Annotated in this window: 16 protein-coding genes; 6 read left to right on the forward strand and 10 right to left on the reverse strand. The window is 72.0% G+C overall.

Annotated features, from left to right (window positions below; translation table 11 throughout):
* Positions 1 to 238 precede the first annotated feature (238 nt).
* The 7 genes from RIC31_RS07630 to htpX all read right to left on the reverse strand — a co-directional run bounded on the left by RIC31_RS07630 (position 239) and on the right by htpX (position 8,913).
* Positions 239 to 2,155 carry a polysaccharide biosynthesis protein gene (locus RIC31_RS07630; RefSeq protein ID WP_350104795.1) on the reverse strand — a complete coding sequence of 639 codons (1,917 nt, stop codon included), beginning with the start codon at positions 2,153 to 2,155 and terminating at the stop codon, positions 239 to 241.
* 75 nt (positions 2,156 to 2,230) lie between these two features.
* Entirely contained in the window at positions 2,231 to 3,175 is a 945-nt protein-coding gene (locus tag RIC31_RS07635) for an NAD-dependent epimerase/dehydratase family protein (RefSeq protein ID WP_350104798.1), read from the reverse strand.
* Positions 3,176 to 3,203: 28 nt separating this feature from the next.
* Positions 3,204 to 4,247, reverse strand: coding sequence for an MraY family glycosyltransferase (locus RIC31_RS07640; protein WP_350104800.1), 1,044 nt, complete (start codon positions 4,245 to 4,247; stop codon positions 3,204 to 3,206).
* A 57-nt stretch (positions 4,248 to 4,304) separates the two neighbouring features.
* A complete protein-coding gene (locus tag RIC31_RS07645; RefSeq protein WP_350104802.1) occupies positions 4,305 to 5,951 on the reverse strand; it encodes a heparinase II/III family protein in 1,647 nt (548 codons plus the stop codon).
* Positions 5,948 to 6,625: a ribulose-phosphate 3-epimerase gene (gene rpe / locus RIC31_RS07650; protein WP_350104805.1), complete on the reverse strand. Its 678-nt coding sequence runs from the start codon at positions 6,623 to 6,625 to the stop codon at positions 5,948 to 5,950. Before rpe ends, RIC31_RS07645 begins: the two co-directional genes overlap by 4 nt.
* A 54-nt stretch (positions 6,626 to 6,679) precedes the next feature.
* On the reverse strand, positions 6,680 to 7,990 hold the full coding sequence (locus RIC31_RS07655; RefSeq protein ID WP_350104807.1) for an RsmB/NOP family class I SAM-dependent RNA methyltransferase: 1,311 nt from the start codon (positions 7,988 to 7,990) through the stop codon (positions 6,680 to 6,682).
* A 44-nt stretch (positions 7,991 to 8,034) separates the two neighbouring features.
* The gene (gene htpX, locus RIC31_RS07660; RefSeq protein ID WP_350104809.1) at positions 8,035 to 8,913 is read right to left on the reverse strand and encodes a zinc metalloprotease HtpX; all 879 of its coding nucleotides are present in this window, start codon (positions 8,911 to 8,913) and stop codon (positions 8,035 to 8,037) included.
* A gap of 105 nt (positions 8,914 to 9,018) precedes the next feature.
* On the opposite strand from htpX, the gene RIC31_RS07665 reads away from it, so the two are divergent.
* Together RIC31_RS07665 and RIC31_RS07670 are read left to right on the forward strand one after the other, a co-directional pair.
* A complete protein-coding gene (locus RIC31_RS07665) occupies positions 9,019 to 9,240 on the forward strand; it encodes a DUF1674 domain-containing protein (protein ID WP_350104811.1) in 222 nt (73 codons plus the stop codon).
* Between the two features lie 136 nt (positions 9,241 to 9,376).
* A complete protein-coding gene (locus RIC31_RS07670; RefSeq protein ID WP_350104813.1) occupies positions 9,377 to 10,243 on the forward strand; it encodes an isocitrate lyase/PEP mutase family protein in 867 nt (288 codons plus the stop codon).
* Here the strand turns inward: RIC31_RS07670 and rsmD are convergent.
* Positions 10,240 to 10,800, reverse strand: coding sequence for a 16S rRNA (guanine(966)-N(2))-methyltransferase RsmD (rsmD, locus tag RIC31_RS07675; protein ID WP_350104815.1), 561 nt, complete (start codon positions 10,798 to 10,800; stop codon positions 10,240 to 10,242). The two genes, RIC31_RS07670 and rsmD, sit on opposite strands and share 4 nt — an antisense overlap.
* Positions 10,766 to 11,923, reverse strand: coding sequence for a pseudouridine synthase (locus tag RIC31_RS07680; protein ID WP_350104817.1), 1,158 nt, complete (start codon positions 11,921 to 11,923; stop codon positions 10,766 to 10,768). The genes rsmD and RIC31_RS07680 overlap by 35 nt, the downstream gene beginning before the upstream one ends.
* Positions 11,924 to 11,988: 65 nt before the next feature.
* Between RIC31_RS07680 and RIC31_RS07685 the strand changes: the two genes are divergently transcribed.
* The 3 genes from RIC31_RS07685 (at position 11,989) to RIC31_RS07695 (ending at position 14,090) form a co-directional block, all read left to right on the forward strand.
* The gene (locus RIC31_RS07685; RefSeq protein WP_350104819.1) at positions 11,989 to 12,468 is read left to right on the forward strand and encodes a nucleoside deaminase; all 480 of its coding nucleotides are present in this window, start codon (positions 11,989 to 11,991) and stop codon (positions 12,466 to 12,468) included.
* A 97-nt stretch (positions 12,469 to 12,565) separates the two neighbouring features.
* Entirely contained in the window at positions 12,566 to 13,288 is a 723-nt protein-coding gene (locus RIC31_RS07690; RefSeq protein WP_350104821.1) for a hypothetical protein, read from the forward strand.
* Positions 13,289 to 13,316: 28 nt separating this feature from the next.
* A complete protein-coding gene (locus RIC31_RS07695) occupies positions 13,317 to 14,090 on the forward strand; it encodes a class I SAM-dependent methyltransferase (protein ID WP_350104824.1) in 774 nt (257 codons plus the stop codon).
* Here the strand turns inward: RIC31_RS07695 and RIC31_RS07700 are convergent.
* Positions 14,056 to 15,666, reverse strand: coding sequence for a glycosyltransferase family 61 protein (locus RIC31_RS07700; RefSeq protein ID WP_350105697.1), 1,611 nt, complete (start codon positions 15,664 to 15,666; stop codon positions 14,056 to 14,058). The two genes, RIC31_RS07695 and RIC31_RS07700, sit on opposite strands and share 35 nt — an antisense overlap.
* A gap of 378 nt (positions 15,667 to 16,044) precedes the next feature.
* On the opposite strand from RIC31_RS07700, the gene RIC31_RS07705 reads away from it, so the two are divergent.
* Complete coding sequence (locus RIC31_RS07705; RefSeq protein ID WP_350104827.1) at positions 16,045 to 17,562, forward strand: ABC-F family ATP-binding cassette domain-containing protein; 1,518 nt, start codon at positions 16,045 to 16,047, stop codon at positions 17,560 to 17,562.
* Positions 17,563 to 17,567: the final 5 nt, after the last annotated feature.

The following is a 17,567-nucleotide window of genomic DNA, read 5'->3' on the forward strand; positions in this document are numbered from 1 at the left end:
GGTTCCGGAGCCGTCCCGGATCAAGTCCGAGACCCTCCGGAATGACGAAAGTGGGGAGGATCTGGTCGGCTTCCCTCCCGACTCCAACCCTCACTTCGTCATCCCGGAGGGGCTGCGCGAGCAGCCGGCTCCGGGATCCACTGCGTGACGAGCACTGCGAAATACCTCGAGCGGCTGACGTTTTCGCGATGTGTGAACACCGTAGACGAAGCGACGGCTACCGGTAGGAAGTCCCGCCTCAGTCCCCCGTGGCCCGGGCCGCCGCGTCGGCAGCCGGCGGGGCGTATTCCGGGACCAGCCGGGACAGCACCCGCAGGGTCTGCGCGGAGTCGCGGGCGCGGGCCGCCGCCTCCAACTCGTCGAGGCCGCGGGCCAGCAGCGCCAGGTCGGTAATGCGCGGCCTTGCCCGGCGCAGGGCCGGTACCGGGGTCGGCTCCAGCGCCTCGGCGTCGTGGAACAGCTCCTCGTAGAGCTTCTCGCCGGGCCGCAGGCCGGTGAAGGCGATCCGCACGTCCTCGTCCGGTACCAGCCCAGCCAGCCGGATCATCTGGCGGGCGAGGTCGACGATCTTCACCGGCTCGCCCATGTCGAGCACGGTGATGCCACCGCGCCCGCCCTCGGTCGCTACCTCCAGGGCGGCGGCCTGCAGCACCAGCTCGACCGCCTCGCGCACGGTCATGAAGTAACGGGTCATCTCCGGATGGGTGACGGTCAACGGCCCGCCTTTCTCGAGTTGGCGCTGGAACAGCGGCACCACCGAGCCGGTCGAGCCGAGCACGTTGCCGAACCGGGTGGTCACGAACCGGGTGCCGCCGTTGCCGCCCGCCAGGTCGAGCGCCTGGGCGTAGGCCTCGGCCAGCCGCTTGGTGGCACCCATGACGTTGGTCGGGTTGACCGCCTTGTCGGTCGAGATAAGCACCACCGCCCGCACTCCCGACGCTCGCGCGGCGTCGGCGACGATCCGGCTGCCGACCGCGTTGGTCAGCACCGCGTCGTCGGCGTTGGCCTCCATCAGCGGCACGTGCTTGAGGGCGGCGGCATGGAACACGATGTCGGGGGCCGCCGCTGCCATCACCTGGGCGACCCGGGCGCGGTCGCGCACGTCGCCGATCATGGACCGGCGCTCAAGCTCCGGAGCCGCCTCGGCCATTTCCTGGTCGATGCTGTAGAGCGCGAATTCCGAGCTGTCGGCCAGGGTCAGGGCGGCCGGACCGAAGCCGGCCACCTGGCGCACCAGTTCGGAGCCGATGGTGCCGCCGGCACCGGTCACCAGCACCCGCCGCCCGGCGACCAGGGCGCGCATCGCGTCGCGGTCCAAGGTCGCCTGCGGCCGCCCCAGCACATCCTCGACATTGACCGGTCGCAGGGTCACGGCGCCGCCGTCGGCGGCCTCCAGGGCGCCGACCCGGGGCATCCGGCTGACCGGGATGCCGAGCGCGTCGCCCTGTTCGAACGCCCGACGCACGGTGGCGCCGTCCATGCGGGCGCGGGTCAGCACCAGGCGTTGTGGCCGGATGCCCTGGCCGGTCAGGCGCTCGACCACCTCCGTAAGGCCGTCGAGCCCCCCCATCACCCGCACGCCGCGAATCTGCCGGCCGGTACGGGAATCGCGGTCGTCGACGATGCCGACCACCCGGTACGGCGCCTCCTGGCCGCGCGCCATCTCGCGGATGAACAGGTCGGCGCCGTCACCGGCCCCGACCAGCAGCACCGGGATCCGGTCCTGGGCATTGCGCTCGAACAGCGCCGACAGCGTGCCGTCCTTCAGTAGCCGGTAGCCGAAGCGCGGCGCCGCCAGCAGGCCGGTCAGCACGAACGCCTCGATCATCAGGAAAGACCGCGGGAAGTCGTCGAGCCGGGTCAGCGCGAACTGCACGACCAGGAAGCCGGCGAGGATCAGGAGGACCGCCCGCACGATCCGCGCGAGGTCGCCGACCGAGGTGTAGCGCCAGACCGCGGTGTCGAGCCGGACCACCAGGAACACCGCGGCGGCGGTCAGGGTGAAGGCGACCAGCCCGGTCTCGACCACCTGCCGCGGCCACCACCAGATGCCGTCGCCGAGCCGGAGATACAGCGACAGCAGGAACGACGCCGCCGCCATTGCGACGTCGTGGCCGAGGATCGCGGCTGATCGTCGTAACGCCCGTCCGGTCACGGCCGGGTCCTCCGGTTGCTGCGGCGCCAGTCTATCACGGGGTACCGGCCGCTCGCGCGGCCCGTCGGGAACGGTTCACGCATGGGGATCGGGCCCGATCGCGACCGCATCGGCCATCGAGCGCTCGGGATCGAGCGGCGGCGACCAGCCGAGGGCGGCGCGAATCGCGCGGTCGTCGACCGCATAGGACTGGACCAGCCGGCGCGCCGCCTCCGGACCGAGCCGGGCCGCGACCAGGGTCTCCAGCACCGCCCGCGGCACCGGCACCACCAGGGCCCGCCGGCCGAGCGCCCGCAGCATCCGCCGGACCAGGGTCGCGGTCGACACCGCCTCGCCGTCCGACACCAGGAAGGTACCGCCGATGCCGTCCGGCGCCTCGAGGCAGCGCTGCAGGGCCGAGACCAGGTTGTCGCGGTGGATGAAGGACCGGCGGTTGCCGGTGTAGCCGAGCGGCAGCACCGCCGGGGCCCGGCGCAGGAACTCGATCATCTGCCGCAGGTTGCCGCCGCTCGCGCGGCCGTACACCGCCGGGCTGCGCACCACCAGGCCGCCCGGCGCCCCGGCCAGCACCTGCCGCTCGGCCTCCAGCTTGGCCTCGGCGTACTCGTCCTGCGGCACCGGGGTGTCACCCTCGGTCAGGGGCCGCGCACCGGATTCCTCGCCCATCGCCTTCAGCGAACTGACGAACACGAAGCGGCGGACCGCGGCCGCGCCGGCCTGCGCAAGCAACCGGCCGGTACCGTCGACGATCACCCGGCGGGCCTCCTCCCGCCGGGTCGCGGCGTCGGCGTCCATCAGCGCCGGCGATGCCATGTGCAGCACAGCCTCGACGCCGTCGAGAACGCCGCTCCAGTCGGTGCCGGCGTCGATCGCGCCGACCGCCACGGCGCCGGCCCGGCGGTGCGCCGGCAACCGGTCGAGCGTCCGCACCGCCGCCACCACCTCGTGTCCGGCGGATTCGAGCGCAGCCCGGGCAGCCCGCCCGACATAGCCGTTGGCGCCGGTCAGCAGGACCTTCATGCCGGGGTCTCGCTCATGCCCGCAGCCCTTAGGCCCGCCGCGCGGATGTCGGGACCGGCGCCGGCCGCAGCGCCGCGAACAGCACCGCCACCGCCACCGCGCCGGCCGCCAGCGCGACCAGCGGCGCCGCCGGTGCCAGGAAACAGGCGAGCCCGACCAGGACCAGGTTCGCGGCGGCGATCAGCAGGCACACGGCCGAGTGGCTGGCCCCGGCGATCACCGCCCGCTGGTAGACATGCTCGCGATGCGCCCGTGCCGGGTTCTCCCCGCGCGCCAGCCGGCGCCCGAGGGTCAGGGTGGCGTCGACCAAATAGACCAGCGGCGGCAGCAACGCCGCCACCAAACCGCCGGCTGCCGTGGCGCCACCGCCGCCCTCGCCCTCGCCGCCGGCGACCACCACCAGCAGCAGCCCGAGCAGATAGCCGAGCGGGACGCTGCCGACGTCGCCGAGGAAGATCCGCGCCGGATGCCAGTTCCACACCATGAACCCGGCGGCAGCGGCGACCAGCACCAGGGCCGGGCCGAGGACGGCGGCCGGCGCGATTCCCAGGACCGCGAGGCCGGCGAGGCCGAGCCCGATGGAGACCGTTTCGGTACCGGTGATGCCGTCGATCCCGTCCATGAAGTTGTAGAGGTTCACGAACCACAGCCAGCCGAGCGCGGTCAGCGGCAGGTCAATCCAGGCCGGCGCGAAGGCCGCCAGCGCGCCGCGGCCATCGAGCGCCCAGAGGCCGACCGCCACCGCCAGCGCCTGGGCGCCCAGCCGGACGCCGGCCCCGAGGCTGCGCAGGTCATCGACGAACGACAATGCCGCCAGCGCCAGGGTGGCGGCCAGCGGCGCCAGCCAGTGGACGGGCTCGGCGTCGGCCGCAGCCAGCCAGATCCAGCCGACGGCGATCGCCGCCACCACCGCCAGGCCGCCGCCGCGCGGCACCGGGGCGGTATGGCTGGAGCGCTCGTTCGGACGGTCCAGCACGGCCCGGCGGGTCAGCACGCCGATCAGCACGCGGGTACCCAGACACGCGAGCGCGAAGGCGAAGGCGGGCGCCGCCAGGACAATGAATCCGAACATGACCGCGCTTATACCGGAGTGCTCGAAACGGAGATAGATGCCAGCGGGCGGCGCGGCTCAGCCGGCCCGCCGGTCTTCGCGGCGCAACGCCCACTTGATGGTCAGCGAGCCGTCCTCGCGGACCGCGCCGGCCGGCGTCGCCAGGACCAGTTGGCGGCAGCGCTGCAGCACGCCGCGGTCGCCGAAATACACGCTCTCCTGCAGGCGCAGCGCACCGCCCGCCGAGCGCAGGCGCCAGCCGGCGCCGGATGCCGTGCGCAGTAGCGCCGCGGCACCGTTCTGCACCACCGAGGCCGCCACCCGCGGATGCAGGTGGAAGCGGATCACCGCCTCCGCCGGCCGAACGCCGGGGCCGCCGGTGTAGGTCAGCACGTCCTCGCCGCGCAGGTCGTCGCCGCCGGCCGCCATGTAGAGCCGGCGGCGGTGGGTGACCCCGTGGCTCTCGGCGTAGCCGTCATGCTCGGCCTCAACCCAGACCGCGCCGTCGGCCTCCCAGCGCTCGACCCGGACCCGGGTCGGGGCGCGGCCGATCCCGCCGCGCAGGTCGATCTCGGTCGAGTTGGTGTCGTCGATCACCAGGGTCGAGTGGGCTGCGGTCGCCCGCAGCGCGTTCTCCCAGCGCGGGTCGGCCGGAGCGGCGCCACAGTTGACGATCAGCCGCTCCTTGCCGACCGACAGCTCGAAGGCCAGGGTGCCGGCGTGCAGCAGCCCTTCCTCGACGGTCGGCACGCCGACATCCATGATCGCCACCGCCCGCCCGGCCACCAGCCGCTCGAAGCCGGTGTCCGGCGCCGAGCCGACCGCCCGCACCTTCGACTCGGTCCGGGCCAGCAGCGAGTCGATCCGCCAAACCGTGCCCTCGGTGGCGCCGTTGAACAGCGCCAGCCCGCCGTCGCCGAGACGCAGCATGCGCAGGATCCCGGTCATCCGGCCGATCGCGTCGTCGAGGGCGCCGGTCGATTCCCGGCCGGCGGCCCGCAGCGCCGCCCGCGAGTCCACGAGGCAGGCGAGCACGGTCATCTGGGCCCGCGGCGACCGCGCACGGTGGCCGCCGTCGGTCAGGATCTGCTCGCGCACGGCGGCATCCAGCCGGTCGACCAGCCCCTGCAGCCGGTCGCCGCCCTGGCCGAGGGCCACGCCGGCGGCGATGGCGCCGCGCAGAGCCTCTATCCGGGCGACCCCGTCCGGTCCGCTGGACAGCGCCCCGAGCAGGTGGCGATGCTGGCGTGCCAGGCTGGCCAGGACCGCTTCGCGGAACGCCTCGTCCGCCGATTCCCCGAAGAAGCCGAAGGTCGCAACCCAGGACGCCAGCCGGGCCGCCAGCACGTCCGAGCGCCACGCCAAGCGGTCCCAGCGGTCGAAGGTCTCGATCCAGCCGCCGACTAGGTCGCGGGCCTTGCGGCGGGCGGCGTCGCCGCCCAGGTCGCGCAGGTCGCGCAGCCACTCGAAGCGGTGCAGGACCTCGGCGGCGCCCGGGGTCAGGACCTCGGTCCGCCACGGGTCGGGACCGACATGCACGACCTGCCCGGCGACCGGGAACGCGCCCTCCAGGATCTCGCGGCCGGCGTCGGCCTCGCCCGGCCACGGATCGGTCAGGGCGACCGTCAGGCCCTGCGGCCCATCGCCGCTGATCCGCCAGGCATGCAGGGGAGAGGCGTACCAAGCCTCGCGGAGCCGCCGGCCGAGACCGCCGTCTCCGCTCATGCCCGGGCCCGGGCCGCGGCCTTCAGGGCGGCGATGTTGCCGGCATAGGCGTCGGGTCCGCCGCGGAAGGTCGCGGTGCCGGCCACCGCGACGTCGGCGCCGGCAGCGGCGACCGAGGCGATGGTGTCGACTGTCACCCCGCCGTCGACCTGCAGCCGGATATCGCGCCCGGTGACGTCGATCCGGGTCCGGGCGGCAGCGATCTTGGCGAGTTGGCTGTCGATGAAGGCCTGGCCGCCGAACCCCGGGTTCACCGTCATCACCAGGATCAGGTCGACCAGGTCCATGAGGTTGTCGAGCACCTCGACCGGGGTGCCCGGGTTCAGCGCCACGCCGGCCCGGGCGCCGAGCGAGCGGATCAGCTGCAGAGTCCGGTGGACATGCGGGCCGGCCTCGGGGTGCACGGTCACGATCTCGGCGCCGGCCTCGACGAAGGCGGCCACGAACGGGTCGACCGGCGCGATCATCAGATGCACGTCGAAGGTCCGCCCGGTGTGCGGCCGCAGGGCCTTCACCACGCCGGGCCCGATCGTCAGGTTCGGCACGAAATGGCCGTCCATGACGTCGATGTGGATCCAGTCGGCACCGGCGTCGTTCACGGCACGGACTTCCTCGCCCAGCCGCGCGAAGTCGGCCGAGAGGATCGAGGGGGCAATCAGGATGTCGCGGGACATGGAGCGGTCGTTATCAGGTTGCTGCTACGGCATCAAGCGCCGCCGGGCGACGGGTCAGGCCCGCACCAGGCGGCAGGCGTAGAACCCGTCGACGCCGCCAAGCGCCGCGAGCTGGTCCGGCCGGCTGCGCAGGTCGCCCTGTTCGGTCACCAGTTTGGTCAGGCCGCCGACCTCGTCGGGGCGAATCGGCTCGCGCCGCAGCTCCGGGTTCGCCGCGAGCGCGGCCGCTACCCGCTCCGGTCCCTCGACCGGTTCCAGCGAGCAGGTGCAGAACACCAGCACCCCGCCCGGGGCCAGCATGCGCACGGCGTTGGCGATCAGCCGGTCCTGCAGGGTGGCGAGCTTGGCCGGGTCGCCGGGGTGCTTCAGCCACGGCACGTCGGGGTGCCGGCGGATGGTGCCGGTCGACGAGCACGGCGCATCCAGCAGGATCGCATCGACCGGGCTCTCCAGCTTCATCTCGGTGGCGTCGGCGACCCGGGTCGCGGCGGTCAGGCCGAGCCGGGCCAGGTTGCGCTCCAGCCGCAGCAGCCGCGGCTTGGCGCGGTCGACCGCCAGCACGTCGGCACCGGCGGCGACCAGCTGGGCGGTCTTGCCGCCCGGCGCCGCGCACAGGTCGACGACCCGCTTGCCGGCGACCGGGCCGAGCAGCTTCGCCGGCAGGGCCGCCGCCATGTCCTGGACCCACCAGGCGCCCTCCTTGAAGCCCGGCAGCGCCTCGACCCGGCCGTCGAAGCCGCGCCGCAGGGTGCCGGTCGGCAGCAGGGTGGCCCCGAGCTTCCCGGCCCAGCCCTCGGGGTCTTCCTTGACCGAGATGTCGAGCGGCGGCTCCACGAAGCCGGCGGCGGCGATCGCCTCGGCGGTCGCGTCGCCGTAGGCGGCCCGCCAGCCATCGGCCAGCCAGTCCGGCAGCGCCTGCAGGGCCGGCATCTCAAGGATCGCGCCGCGCCCCTCGCGGTCGAGGCGGCGCAGCACCGCGTTGGTCAGCTTCACGAACGGCTCGAACCCGCGCGAGCGCGCCAGCGTGACGGCGCTGTCGACGGCGGCATGCGGCGCCACCCCCAGGATCAGCAGCTCGGTGGCGGCCAGCCGCAGGATGTCGCGCACCACCAGCGCCTTGGCCGGCAGCGGCTTGTCCAGGCAGCCGTCGACCAGCCGGTCGACATGGCCGAGACGGCGCAGTGCGGTGGCGACCAGCAGGCGGGCGAAGCCGCGGTCGCGGTCCGGCAGCTTGGCCAGCCCGTCATGGGCGGCGAGTGCCTCGTCGAACGGCGTGCGCTTCGTCAGGACGGCGCGGAAAAGGTCGAACGCGACGCTGCGCGACGCGGAGACCTTGGCTTCGGGAGTGGTGCGGGCATCGGCCATGGCGCCCTTTGAACACGCCCGGCCGCGGCCCTCAAGCCCCGTTGTTAACCCCAAGGCCCGCGTGCGGAATCCTGCCCGCCGGCCATGGCGCGCAGGCGCCTGATCCGCTCCTTCATCGGCGGGTGGGTGGAGAACAGCGCGCCGAGCGAGCGGGCGTGCAGCGGATTGACGATGAACAGGTGCGCGGTCGCCGGGTTGGCCTCGGCGGCGTCGTTGTCGATCCGGTGGGCGGCGGTCTCCAGCCGGTCCAGCGCCGAGGCCAGCCACAGCGGGCGCCCGCAGATCTGCGCGCCCAGGGCGTCGGCGCCGTATTCCCGGGTCCGACTGATCGCCAGCTGCACCACGGTGGCGGCGAGCGGTGCCACGATTGCCATCAGCAGCAGGCCGATGCCGCCGAGCGGGTTGTTCCGGTTGTCGGACCCGCCGAACATCGCCGAGAACATCGCGAAGTTGGCCAGCATCGACATCGCGCCGGCGATGGTCGCGGTGACGGTCATGATCAGGGTGTCGCGGTTCTTCACATGCGCCAGCTCGTGCGCCATCACCCCGGCCACCTCCTCATGGCTGAGCCGGCGCAGCAGGCCGGTGGTGGCGGCCACCGCGGCGTTCTCGGGGTTGCGGCCGGTGGCGAAGGCGTTCGGCTGTTCCTGGTCGATCAGGTAGACCCGCGGCATCGGCAGCTCGGCCCGGGCGGCGAGTTGGCCGATCATGTCGTGGAACCACGGCAGGTCGGCGCGCCGGACCTCCTTCGCGCCATACATCCGCAGCACGATCGAGTCGGCATTCCAGTAGGCGAAGAAGTTCATGGCGACGGCGACCGCCAGCGCGATCAGCATGCCGCCCTCGCCGCCCATGGCATAGCCGACTACCCCGAACAGCGCCACCAGGGCCGCCAGCAGCAATCCAGTGCGGAAGGTGTTCATGTCTCCTTGCCCATGGTTTTCGAGGAACCGTGGCAGAAATGGCCCGCGCCGGCGATGGCTTCAAGGACTGGCGGCCGGGTCAGCCGCGGCCTATATGCTGGGGTCATGAGCAAGCAGCCGCGCCCGTTCCGCAGCGTCCAGACACCGCAATCCAAGCCTGCGGCTCCTGCCTCTGCCGGCGCGCCCGTCGAGGTGCCGGACCGGCTCGACCGGCTCGACCCGCGCGCCGCCGCCACCGACCTGCCGCCCGAGCGCGGCGGCTACAGCGGCCCCGAACCGACCCGCTTCGGCGACTGGGAGCACAAGGGCCGCTGCACGGATTTCTGATGCGCGTCGCGAACTGAGATGCGCGCTCCTTTCCCTATCGCCCTTCGCGGCTCGCTCCGCTCTCACCTCAGGGCGACAGGGTGAACGAAGCTGTGCCACTCTCCCCCGCAAACGACGCTCCCACGGAGGAACCCCGATGGCATCCCTGCGCGACAAGCTTCGGCCCGGCAAGCTGCTGACCGCACCCGGCGTGTTCGACGGCATCTCGGTCCGGCTGGCCGACCGCATGGGGTTCGACTGCCTGTACATGACCGGCTACGGCACCGTCGCCTCGCATCTCGGGCTGCCGGACGCCGGGCTCGCCTCCTACCGCGACATGGTCGACCGGGTGCGGACCTTCGCCGGGCTGGCGAACACCCCGATGGTGGCCGACGGCGACACCGGCTATGGCGGGCTGCTCAACGTCGAGCACACTGTGCGCGGCTACGAGGCCGCCGGGGCCGCCGCCATCCAGCTCGAGGACCAGGAGTTCCCGAAGAAATGCGGCCACACACCGGGCCGCCGGGTGATCCCGATCGAACAGGCCGCAGCCAAGGTGAAGGTCGCCGCCGAGTCCCGCGCCAGCCGCGACTTCCTGATCGTGGCGCGCACCGACGCCCGCACCGCCCACGGCCTCGACGAGGCGCTGCGCCGGGCCGAGGCGTTCGCGAAGGCCGGCGCCGACATCCTGTTCGTGGAGTCGCCGGAGACCGTCGAGGAGATGGAGACCATCGGCCGCAGCTTCGACCTGCCGCTACTGGTCAACGTGGTCGAGGGCGGCAAGACCCCGGTGCTGAGCGCCGAGGAGTACATAAGCCTTGGCTACCAGATGGCGATCTACCCCGCGGTCGGGTTCCTGGCCATGGGCGCGGCCCTGGAGTCGGTCTACGGCACCCTCAGGCAGACCGGCGCCTCGACCGGCGTCACCGCCCCGCTGACCGACTTCATGGATTTTTCGAAGGCCATGGGCTTCCAGCAGGTCTGGGACTTCGAGAAGGAGCACGCCGGGCTGGAGGGCCGCTAGTCCGCCGTCTTCTGCAGAAGGATCAGCCGCGCCGCTCCGTACCGCCGGTCGTCAGCCAGCAGGTAGCCGGCCGGGGCCGCCACCTTCTCCTTCTTGCCGACCTCGACGGCGACGAGAGTGTCCGGGCCGACCCAGCCGCCGCGGTCGATGGTGTCGAGCGCCTCGGCCCACAGGCCGGAGCCGTAGGGCGGGTCCATCAGCACCAGATCTGCCGGCACCGGTGTGCGCTCCAGGAAGCGGGTGGCGTCGAGTTCGCGGACATGGGCGAGGCCGGCGGCGCGCAGCTTGGCGATATTGGCGTTCAGCGCGGCCAGCGCGGCCGGAGCGGTCTCGACGAAGATCACCTGGCCGGCGCCGCGCGACAACGCCTCCAGGCCGAGCGCCCCGGAGCCGGCGAACAGGTCGAGCACTCGCGCCCCGCGCAGGGTCAACGCGAAGCGGCCGCCCTCCAGGATGTTGAACAGCGCCTCGCGGGCCCGCTCCGAGGTCGGCCGCACCTCCAGCCCCTCGGGCGCGGTCAGCTTAGCCCCGCGGTGCTTTCCGGCGACGATCCGCACCCGCTCTCCCCCCGTTGCTCCTGCGATCGGTCGGGCCGTCACCCTCCGCCCCGGGCTTCAACCGCAAGGTGCCCGGCTTCGACGCCGCCGGTTTGCCTGCTGTCGGCTTGCCCAACGTAGCGCGACCGCCGGCCGACTGCCCCGGTCCCGCCTTGCCCGGTCCCGCCTTGCCTCTCGCCGCGTTGCCCCGCACCGGCTTGCCGCGGCCCGGCCTGGCCGGAATCGGTTCGGCGAGTTCCAGCCGATCGGCTCTCGGCTTTCCGGTTCCCGCCTTGCGGCCCGGCGGCGCCGTGCCTATCCGCTGCGGCCGGGCCTTGGCATGACCGCTGTCGTCGCCCTTGTCGAGACCGAGTTGGTCCTTCAGGACCCGGCGCTTGACCTCATCGACCCCGCCCGGCGGCACGTCGCCGAGCTGGAACGGGCCGTAGGTGATCCGGATCAGGCGGCTGACACTGAGCCCCAGATGCTCCATGACCCGCCGGATCTCGCGGTTCTTGCCTTCGCGCAGGCCGACGGTCAGCCAGGAATTGGTGCGGGTCGCCTTGTCGATGGTCACCTCGATCGGGCCGTACTCGACGCCGTCGATGCGGATGCCCTTCTTCAGGTTACCGAGCCTCGCCTCATCCAGTGGCCCGAACACCCGGACCCGGTATCGCCGGATCCAGCCGGTCGACGGCAGTTCCAGGTAGCGGGCCAGCTCGCCGTCGTTGGTCAGCAGCAGCAGGCCCTCGGAATCGATGTCGAGCCGGCCGACCGTGACCACCCGGGGCAGATCCTTCGGCAGCTTGTCGAACACCGTCGCCCGGCCCTCGGGGTCGCGGTTGCTGGTCACCAGCCCGTCCGGCTTGTGGTAGCGCCACAGCCGCGGCGGCTCCAGGTCGGGCAGCGGCTTGTCGTCGACCAGGATGACGTTGCCGTCGTCGACCTTGACCGCCGGCGAGGCCAGGACGGTGCCGTCGACCTTGACCCGGCCATCGGCGATCCAACGCTCGGCGTCGCGACGCGAGCACAGACCGGCCCGGGCCAGGCGCTTGGCGATGCGCTCGGGGCCGCGGCTCTCCTCGAACAGCGGGGCGAGATCGATGGGGGCGCGGCGGGGCGGCTTGGACGGGTTCTGGGGCATGGGCAGCCGGTGTAGCGCGCGCCGCCCGGCGTGACAATCGCCACGCGACGGCGTATGCCCGCGCCATGGACGAACGCGGCTCCCGACAGGGCTTCCCGGGCGGCGGCTTCATGACGCGGGCGCTGGCGCTGGCGCGCGCGTCGGCGGCCGCCGGCGAGGTGCCGGTCGGGGCCGTGGTGGTGCATGCGCCGAGCGGCCGGGTGCTGGCCGAGGCCGGCAACCGGGTCGAGGCGGACCGCGATCCGACCGCCCACGCCGAGATGCTGGCGATCCGGCAGGCCGCGCGGGCGCTGGACGAGCCGCGGCTGACCGAGTGCGATCTGTACGTCACCCTCGAGCCCTGCGCCATGTGCGCCCAGGCGATCGCCCATGCCCGGATCCGGCGGCTGGTGTTCGGCGCCTACGACCCAAAGGGCGGCGGCGTCGAGCACGGCGCGCGGGTGTTCGACCAGCCGACCTGCCATCATCATCCGGAGGTGGTCGGCGGCGTCGAGGAGACGCGAGCGGGGGAGATGCTCCGTGCGTTTTTCGCAGACCGACGCTAGCCGCAGGCCCGGTCAGGCCGTCGACCGCCATCCGAGATCTTTACAAGCTTCCCTTCCGGCCGCTAGATCGACGTCACACTCGGGATTCCAGCCTCTGATGAGCGACGACGCCACCATCGAGCGTATCCGCGGCGGCAAGGTGATCAACGATCCCTTCCCCCATGCCGTCATCGACGGGTTTCTGCACCCGGACCTGTTCGGGGCCATGCGTCGGTCGTTTCCCGACCCCGGGTCGATGCAGGACATCCGGAAACGCCGCGCCGCGATCGGCTATTCGGACCAGCGGCTGTTCCAGACCGCCGACGACCTTGCCACGGTTGTTGACGACCATACCGGAATCCGGCCCTTCGCCCGCCTGTTGGGCTTGGTTCGGTCCGAGGCGTTCACCCGGGCGCTGATCGAATTGTTCGCCGACACGGTTCGGGCGCAGCTGGAGCGCCAGTCCGGTGACGTCAGGCTGCGTACCCCCAACATCGACGTGATCTGTGACCGATCCGGCTTTGCCTTGCCGCCGCATACGGACGGCAACGCGAAACTCGTGACCGCGCTCGTCTATCTGGCCGATCCGGGGGACCCGGCCGAGCACGGCACGCGGCTCTACAGGCCCAAGAATCCCGACATGCGATGCGAGACCGGGGCAGCGGGCTATCCGTTCGAGGACTTCACGGAAGTAGCCGTCGCCCCATACCGGCCGAACACGGCCGTTCTCTTCGCGCGCTCGCCGATTTCGTTCCATGGTGTGGCGTCGTCGGGCTCCGAGATCCCGCGGCGCATCCTGCAAATTCCCCTGGTATTCGAGTTCCGGTCCAAGGCAGGGTGACGCCAACTTCCAGACTGGCGGACGATCCATGCGGACATCTGAGAGCGGCCCTTCGGACCAACGCCGTGACGCTGAACGGAACTATGCGCAGGACCTCGCCGAAGTGGCCCGCCGGCTGCCGGGCGAAGACTACCGGCAGGTGCTCGGTTGGATCCACGAGCATGGCCGGCCACGAAACTATCTCGAGATCGGGGTCAATTTCGGCAAGTCGTTCGCCCTGGCTCGCCCCGACACGCGCGCGGTCGGCGTCGACCCCGAGCCGAAGCTGACGTGCCCGGTCGGCGGCCGCATCGTCGAGATGACCAGTGATGCCTTCTTCGCACGCCCGGACCTGCTTGACGTAATCGAAGCCCCTGTCCAGTTCGCCTTCATCGACGGTCTTCACACCTTCGACCAGGTTCTGCGCGACTTCCTAAACGTCGAGCGGTTGTCCTCACCGTCCACGGTCGTAGCACTGCACGACGTCTACCCGATCCACCACGTGGTCGCGACGCGCGAGCGGCAGCGGATCTTCTGGACCGGCGACGTCTGGAAAGCGGCGGCAATTCTCTCGCGGGAGCGACCCGACCTGTCGCTGACCTTCGTGCCGGCCCCGCCCTCGGGGCTCCTGCTGGTGACCGGCCTGAACCCGGCCGGCGGACCGCTCCGGGGGAATCTCGATGCGATCATCGGCGCATGGATGGGCCGCCGACTCCCGGTCGACCCGGACAGTTTGGTCGCCGGATTCACGCGAATCGCGAACGACGAGGCATCGGTTCGCGACTACGTCAGCCGGATCTGGAACGCCCCAGCCAGCGCCTGATGCCGGCGATCGGAACTTCCAGGTCGGCATCGAACTGCTGTCGCTTCCCGCGTGCGGTCTCCGCGAAATCGCACTCCACGAGCGTCGCCTCGAGTCCGACCGCCTCGAAGAGTCCGAACAACATGTCGACATGCCCTGGCGCCCATGTCCGCCAGGAGGCCGGTGCCAGGACGCAGATACGGGTGCCGGGACGCGCCCAGATCAGGTTGATCATCGCACTGCCGTGGATCCCGACCACCTCCGACGCGTCGGCGATCAAGGCGATCTGGTCGACGAGTTCCAGGTCTTCCAGGTAGACCGTCTCGTAGCCGGCGGTCTCCAGCTCACCGCGGACCGAGGCCTCGTTGAGCATTCCCCTGCGCCCGGACGCGCGACGGGCAAGGTAGAGCCGACGACCCGCACCGTCCCGGCCGGCCGGGACGCCGGCGGCACGCCGGCCGCGGTCGCCGAGAAACCGCACGGTATCCGGATGGACCGCCGGCAGCTGCGTGCCGATCCCAGCAACCGTGAGTCGCCGGCAGTGCACGCGGTTGTCGGGAACGACCACATAGCCGTCGTCGTCGGCCGGCAGTCCGAGCCCCGCCAGCAACCGTCGATAGCCCGGGCGCGGCAGGCTCTGCACCAGGATCGGAGCTCTCGGCGGATGCCCGGCCATGGTGTGGGCATACAGCCGCTCGAGGCCCTCGACAATGAAGTGCCCATGCTCCGAAGGTCGGCCGAAATACGTCGCCCGCTCAAGTATCGGCACGTCCTCCGTCAGCGGCGCATGCACGACGACCGGCTGCTTCGGGGACATCAGGAAGGATCGGTATCGGAGCCCATAGCGGCGGCGGTAGGAGATCCCGTCGGCAACCACCCCAGCTTCCGGGACATGAAGCAGGAAGTTGGCTTCCAGCGTGACGCCCTGCAACTCGGCCAGATAGGGCCGGCCCGATGGCCAGTCCAGGCGCCGCTCGACACGCTCGTCGCCGTCCGCTCCCAGGACCGGCACGGAAGTGGTTCGCCTGGTCTCCGGTGCCGGTGCCTGCCACAGCAGTCCGTCCAGCTTCTCCGGCTCGACCAGCGCCGAAACCGCGAGCCTCCCGTCGGAGACGTAACGCTGGATCGCCCGGTTGACGTCGTTCGGCCGGTTTGCCGCTATCAGCAGGTGGACCAGATGAACGGCGTAGTCCGGCGCTTCGGTGGTGTCGGCGAGCGTCTCGATGACGCCGGCGGTGCCGGAATGCCCGCTCATTCCGCGCCGGGCGGCCACCTCCACAACGGTCGGGCGAAGCAACGCGTCGAGGATCACCAAGGCCCGCGCGCAGTCGGTGTCGGACGCAGCGCGTCCGGCCAGATGCTCCAGGACCGGCCAGATCCAGTCCACGCCAGTTGCCGGCTCGGCGCCCGGGACCAGCGAGGCCAACGGCTCCGGGCACCGCCGCCACAGCGGCACCAGGTCGGCCAGCAATCCTTCCCGCTCGGCGATGCGCGCGAGCACCCGGACGTCGTCGAGGCGGACCGCCACTCCCTGATTCTCCCGATATTGTCTGTTCGCCGATACGGGCGCGGCGAATCTGTTCAAGCCGACGCCCACATGCAAGCCCGCATGCCCGAACGCGCTCGTCCTGGCACGTCGTGCCGCCGCCGGCGGACCGGGCGACTTGCGGGAACACTTCCGCGATGCCGCCCTCGCCGGATCGCCCAGGGGTCCCTGCCGACCGGCCGCGCCGCCGGTTGCCCGGCAAGCGACTGCCGTGGTACGAAACGGCTGTCGCTAACCTGCAACCAGAGGAGGGCTGCGCGATGCTGATCTGGCGCTATCGACAGCGCGGCCCCGTTTCCGCCCTGCAAACGCGTTTGCAGGGCTGATCAGGAACCGACGACGCCCATCGTCTTTCGTCCCGATCCGCCCTTTTCGGCGCCCTGCGCCATTTCCGGAGGCAGCTCCGGGCGGAATTCGAAAGACCTCGTCATGTCCCTCGTCAGCCTCGATTCCCTGGGTGTCACCCTGGGCTCCCCGCTCTTCCAGGACCTCTCCCTCACCGTCGCCAGGGGCGACCGCATCAGCCTGGTCGCCGCCAACGGCCGCGGCAAGACAACCCTCCTGAACTGCCTCGCCGGCCGGCTGGAGCCGACCGCCGGCGGTATCGTCCGGGCTCGCGGGCTGCGCACGGCGCTGGTCCGGCAGGACCCGCCGGACCGGCTGCTTGCGCTCAACGCGGTCGAGGCCACGCTCGACGCCCTGCCGGCGGAGACCCGGGACTGGGAAGCCTGGCGCGCCGAGGTGACGCTAGACGACCTCGGATTCCCGGCGGCCTTGCGCGACCGGCCGCTGGCGGCGCTGAGCGGCGGCTGGCAGCGCATCGCGCAGCTAGCCCGGGCCTGGGTGACCGAACCCGATCTGCTGCTGCTCGACGAGCCGACCAACCATCTGGATCTCGCCCGGATCGCCCAGATCGAGCGCTGGGTCGCCGGGCTGCCGCGCGACACCGCGGTGATCGCCGCCAGCCACGACCGGGCGTTCCTCGACGCGGTCACGACCCGGACGCTGTTCCTGCGCGAGCACGGCTCGCCGCTGTTCGCGCTGCCATTCTCGCCGGCCCGCGACGCCCTCGCGGAAGCCGACGCCGCGGCCGCCCGCCGACACGCCACCGACCTGAAGCAGGTCGCCCAGCTGCGCCGGCAGGCGGCCAAGCTGAACAACATCGGCATCAACTCCGGATCCGACCTGCTGACCGTGAAGACCAAGCAGCTCAGGGCCCGGGCCGCGCGAATCGAGGACGAGGCGCGGCCGGCGCATCGGTCGCTGTCGGCTGGCACCATCCGGCTGGCGGACGGCAACGCGCACGCCAGGGCGCTGCTGACCCTCGACGCCGCCACGGTGACCACGCCGGACGGCACCCTGCTGTTCCGGACCGGCCGGCTGTGGATCGCACCGGGCGAGCGGGTCGTGCTGCTGGGCGGCAACGGCACCGGCAAGTCGTGGCTGCTCGCCGTCATCGCCGGGGTAGCGGCGGGTGGCGTGCAGGCGGGGATCGCCTGCGCCGGTTCCATGGTGGCCGGCATCTGCGACCAGGAGCTGAGCCAGCTGGACCGGGCGAAGACGCCGTTCCAGACAGTCACCGGCCGGTTCGACCTGGGCGACCGGCGGGCCCGCGCGCTGCTGGCCGGCGTCGGCATCGCCCTGGACCTGCAGGCCCGGCCGGTCGCGACCCTGTCCGGCGGGCAGCGGGCGCGGCTGGCGATGCTGGTCCTGCGCCTGCAGCGCCCGAACTTCTACATGCTGGACGAACCCACGAACCACCTGGACATCGAGGGCCAGGAGGCGCTCGAGGCCGAGCTCCGCGCCCGCGACGCCGCCTGCCTGCTGGTGTCGCACGACCGGCGGTTCGTGGCCAATGTCGGCAACCGGTTCTGGGAGATCGCGGGCAACCGGCTGGTCGAGGTGGAGAGCCCGCGGGATTTCTTCGACCGCTCCACGACGGCCTGACACTT

The sequence above is a fragment of the Thalassobaculum sp. genome, from assembly GCF_040219615.1.
Lineage (GTDB): Bacteria > Pseudomonadota > Alphaproteobacteria > Thalassobaculales > Thalassobaculaceae > Thalassobaculum_A.

What these genes read in the sequence shown, in the direction of transcription:
- RIC31_RS07635 (WP_350104798.1), bottom strand. Translation starts at nt 3,175, where the DNA reads ATGAAGGTCCTGCTGACCGGCGCCAACGGCTATGTCGGGCGGGCTGCC.
- RIC31_RS07640 (WP_350104800.1), bottom strand. Translation starts at nt 4,247, where the DNA reads ATGTTCGGATTCATTGTCCTGGCGGCGCCCGCCTTCGCCTTCGCGCTC.
- RIC31_RS07645 (WP_350104802.1), bottom strand. Translation starts at nt 5,951, where the DNA reads ATGAGCGGAGACGGCGGTCTCGGCCGGCGGCTCCGCGAGGCTTGGTAC.
- rpe (WP_350104805.1), bottom strand. Translation starts at nt 6,625, where the DNA reads ATGTCCCGCGACATCCTGATTGCCCCCTCGATCCTCTCGGCCGACTTC.
- RIC31_RS07655 (WP_350104807.1), bottom strand. Translation starts at nt 7,990, where the DNA reads ATGGCCGATGCCCGCACCACTCCCGAAGCCAAGGTCTCCGCGTCGCGC.
- htpX (WP_350104809.1), bottom strand. Translation starts at nt 8,913, where the DNA reads ATGAACACCTTCCGCACTGGATTGCTGCTGGCGGCCCTGGTGGCGCTG.
- RIC31_RS07665 (WP_350104811.1), top strand. Translation starts at nt 9,019, where the DNA reads ATGAGCAAGCAGCCGCGCCCGTTCCGCAGCGTCCAGACACCGCAATCC.
- RIC31_RS07670 (WP_350104813.1), top strand. Translation starts at nt 9,377, where the DNA reads ATGGCATCCCTGCGCGACAAGCTTCGGCCCGGCAAGCTGCTGACCGCA.
- RIC31_RS07680 (WP_350104817.1), bottom strand. Translation starts at nt 11,923, where the DNA reads ATGCCCCAGAACCCGTCCAAGCCGCCCCGCCGCGCCCCCATCGATCTC.
- RIC31_RS07685 (WP_350104819.1), top strand. Translation starts at nt 11,989, where the DNA reads ATGGACGAACGCGGCTCCCGACAGGGCTTCCCGGGCGGCGGCTTCATG.
- RIC31_RS07690 (WP_350104821.1), top strand. Translation starts at nt 12,566, where the DNA reads ATGAGCGACGACGCCACCATCGAGCGTATCCGCGGCGGCAAGGTGATC.
- RIC31_RS07695 (WP_350104824.1), top strand. Translation starts at nt 13,317, where the DNA reads ATGCGGACATCTGAGAGCGGCCCTTCGGACCAACGCCGTGACGCTGAA.
- RIC31_RS07705 (WP_350104827.1), top strand. Translation starts at nt 16,045, where the DNA reads ATGTCCCTCGTCAGCCTCGATTCCCTGGGTGTCACCCTGGGCTCCCCG.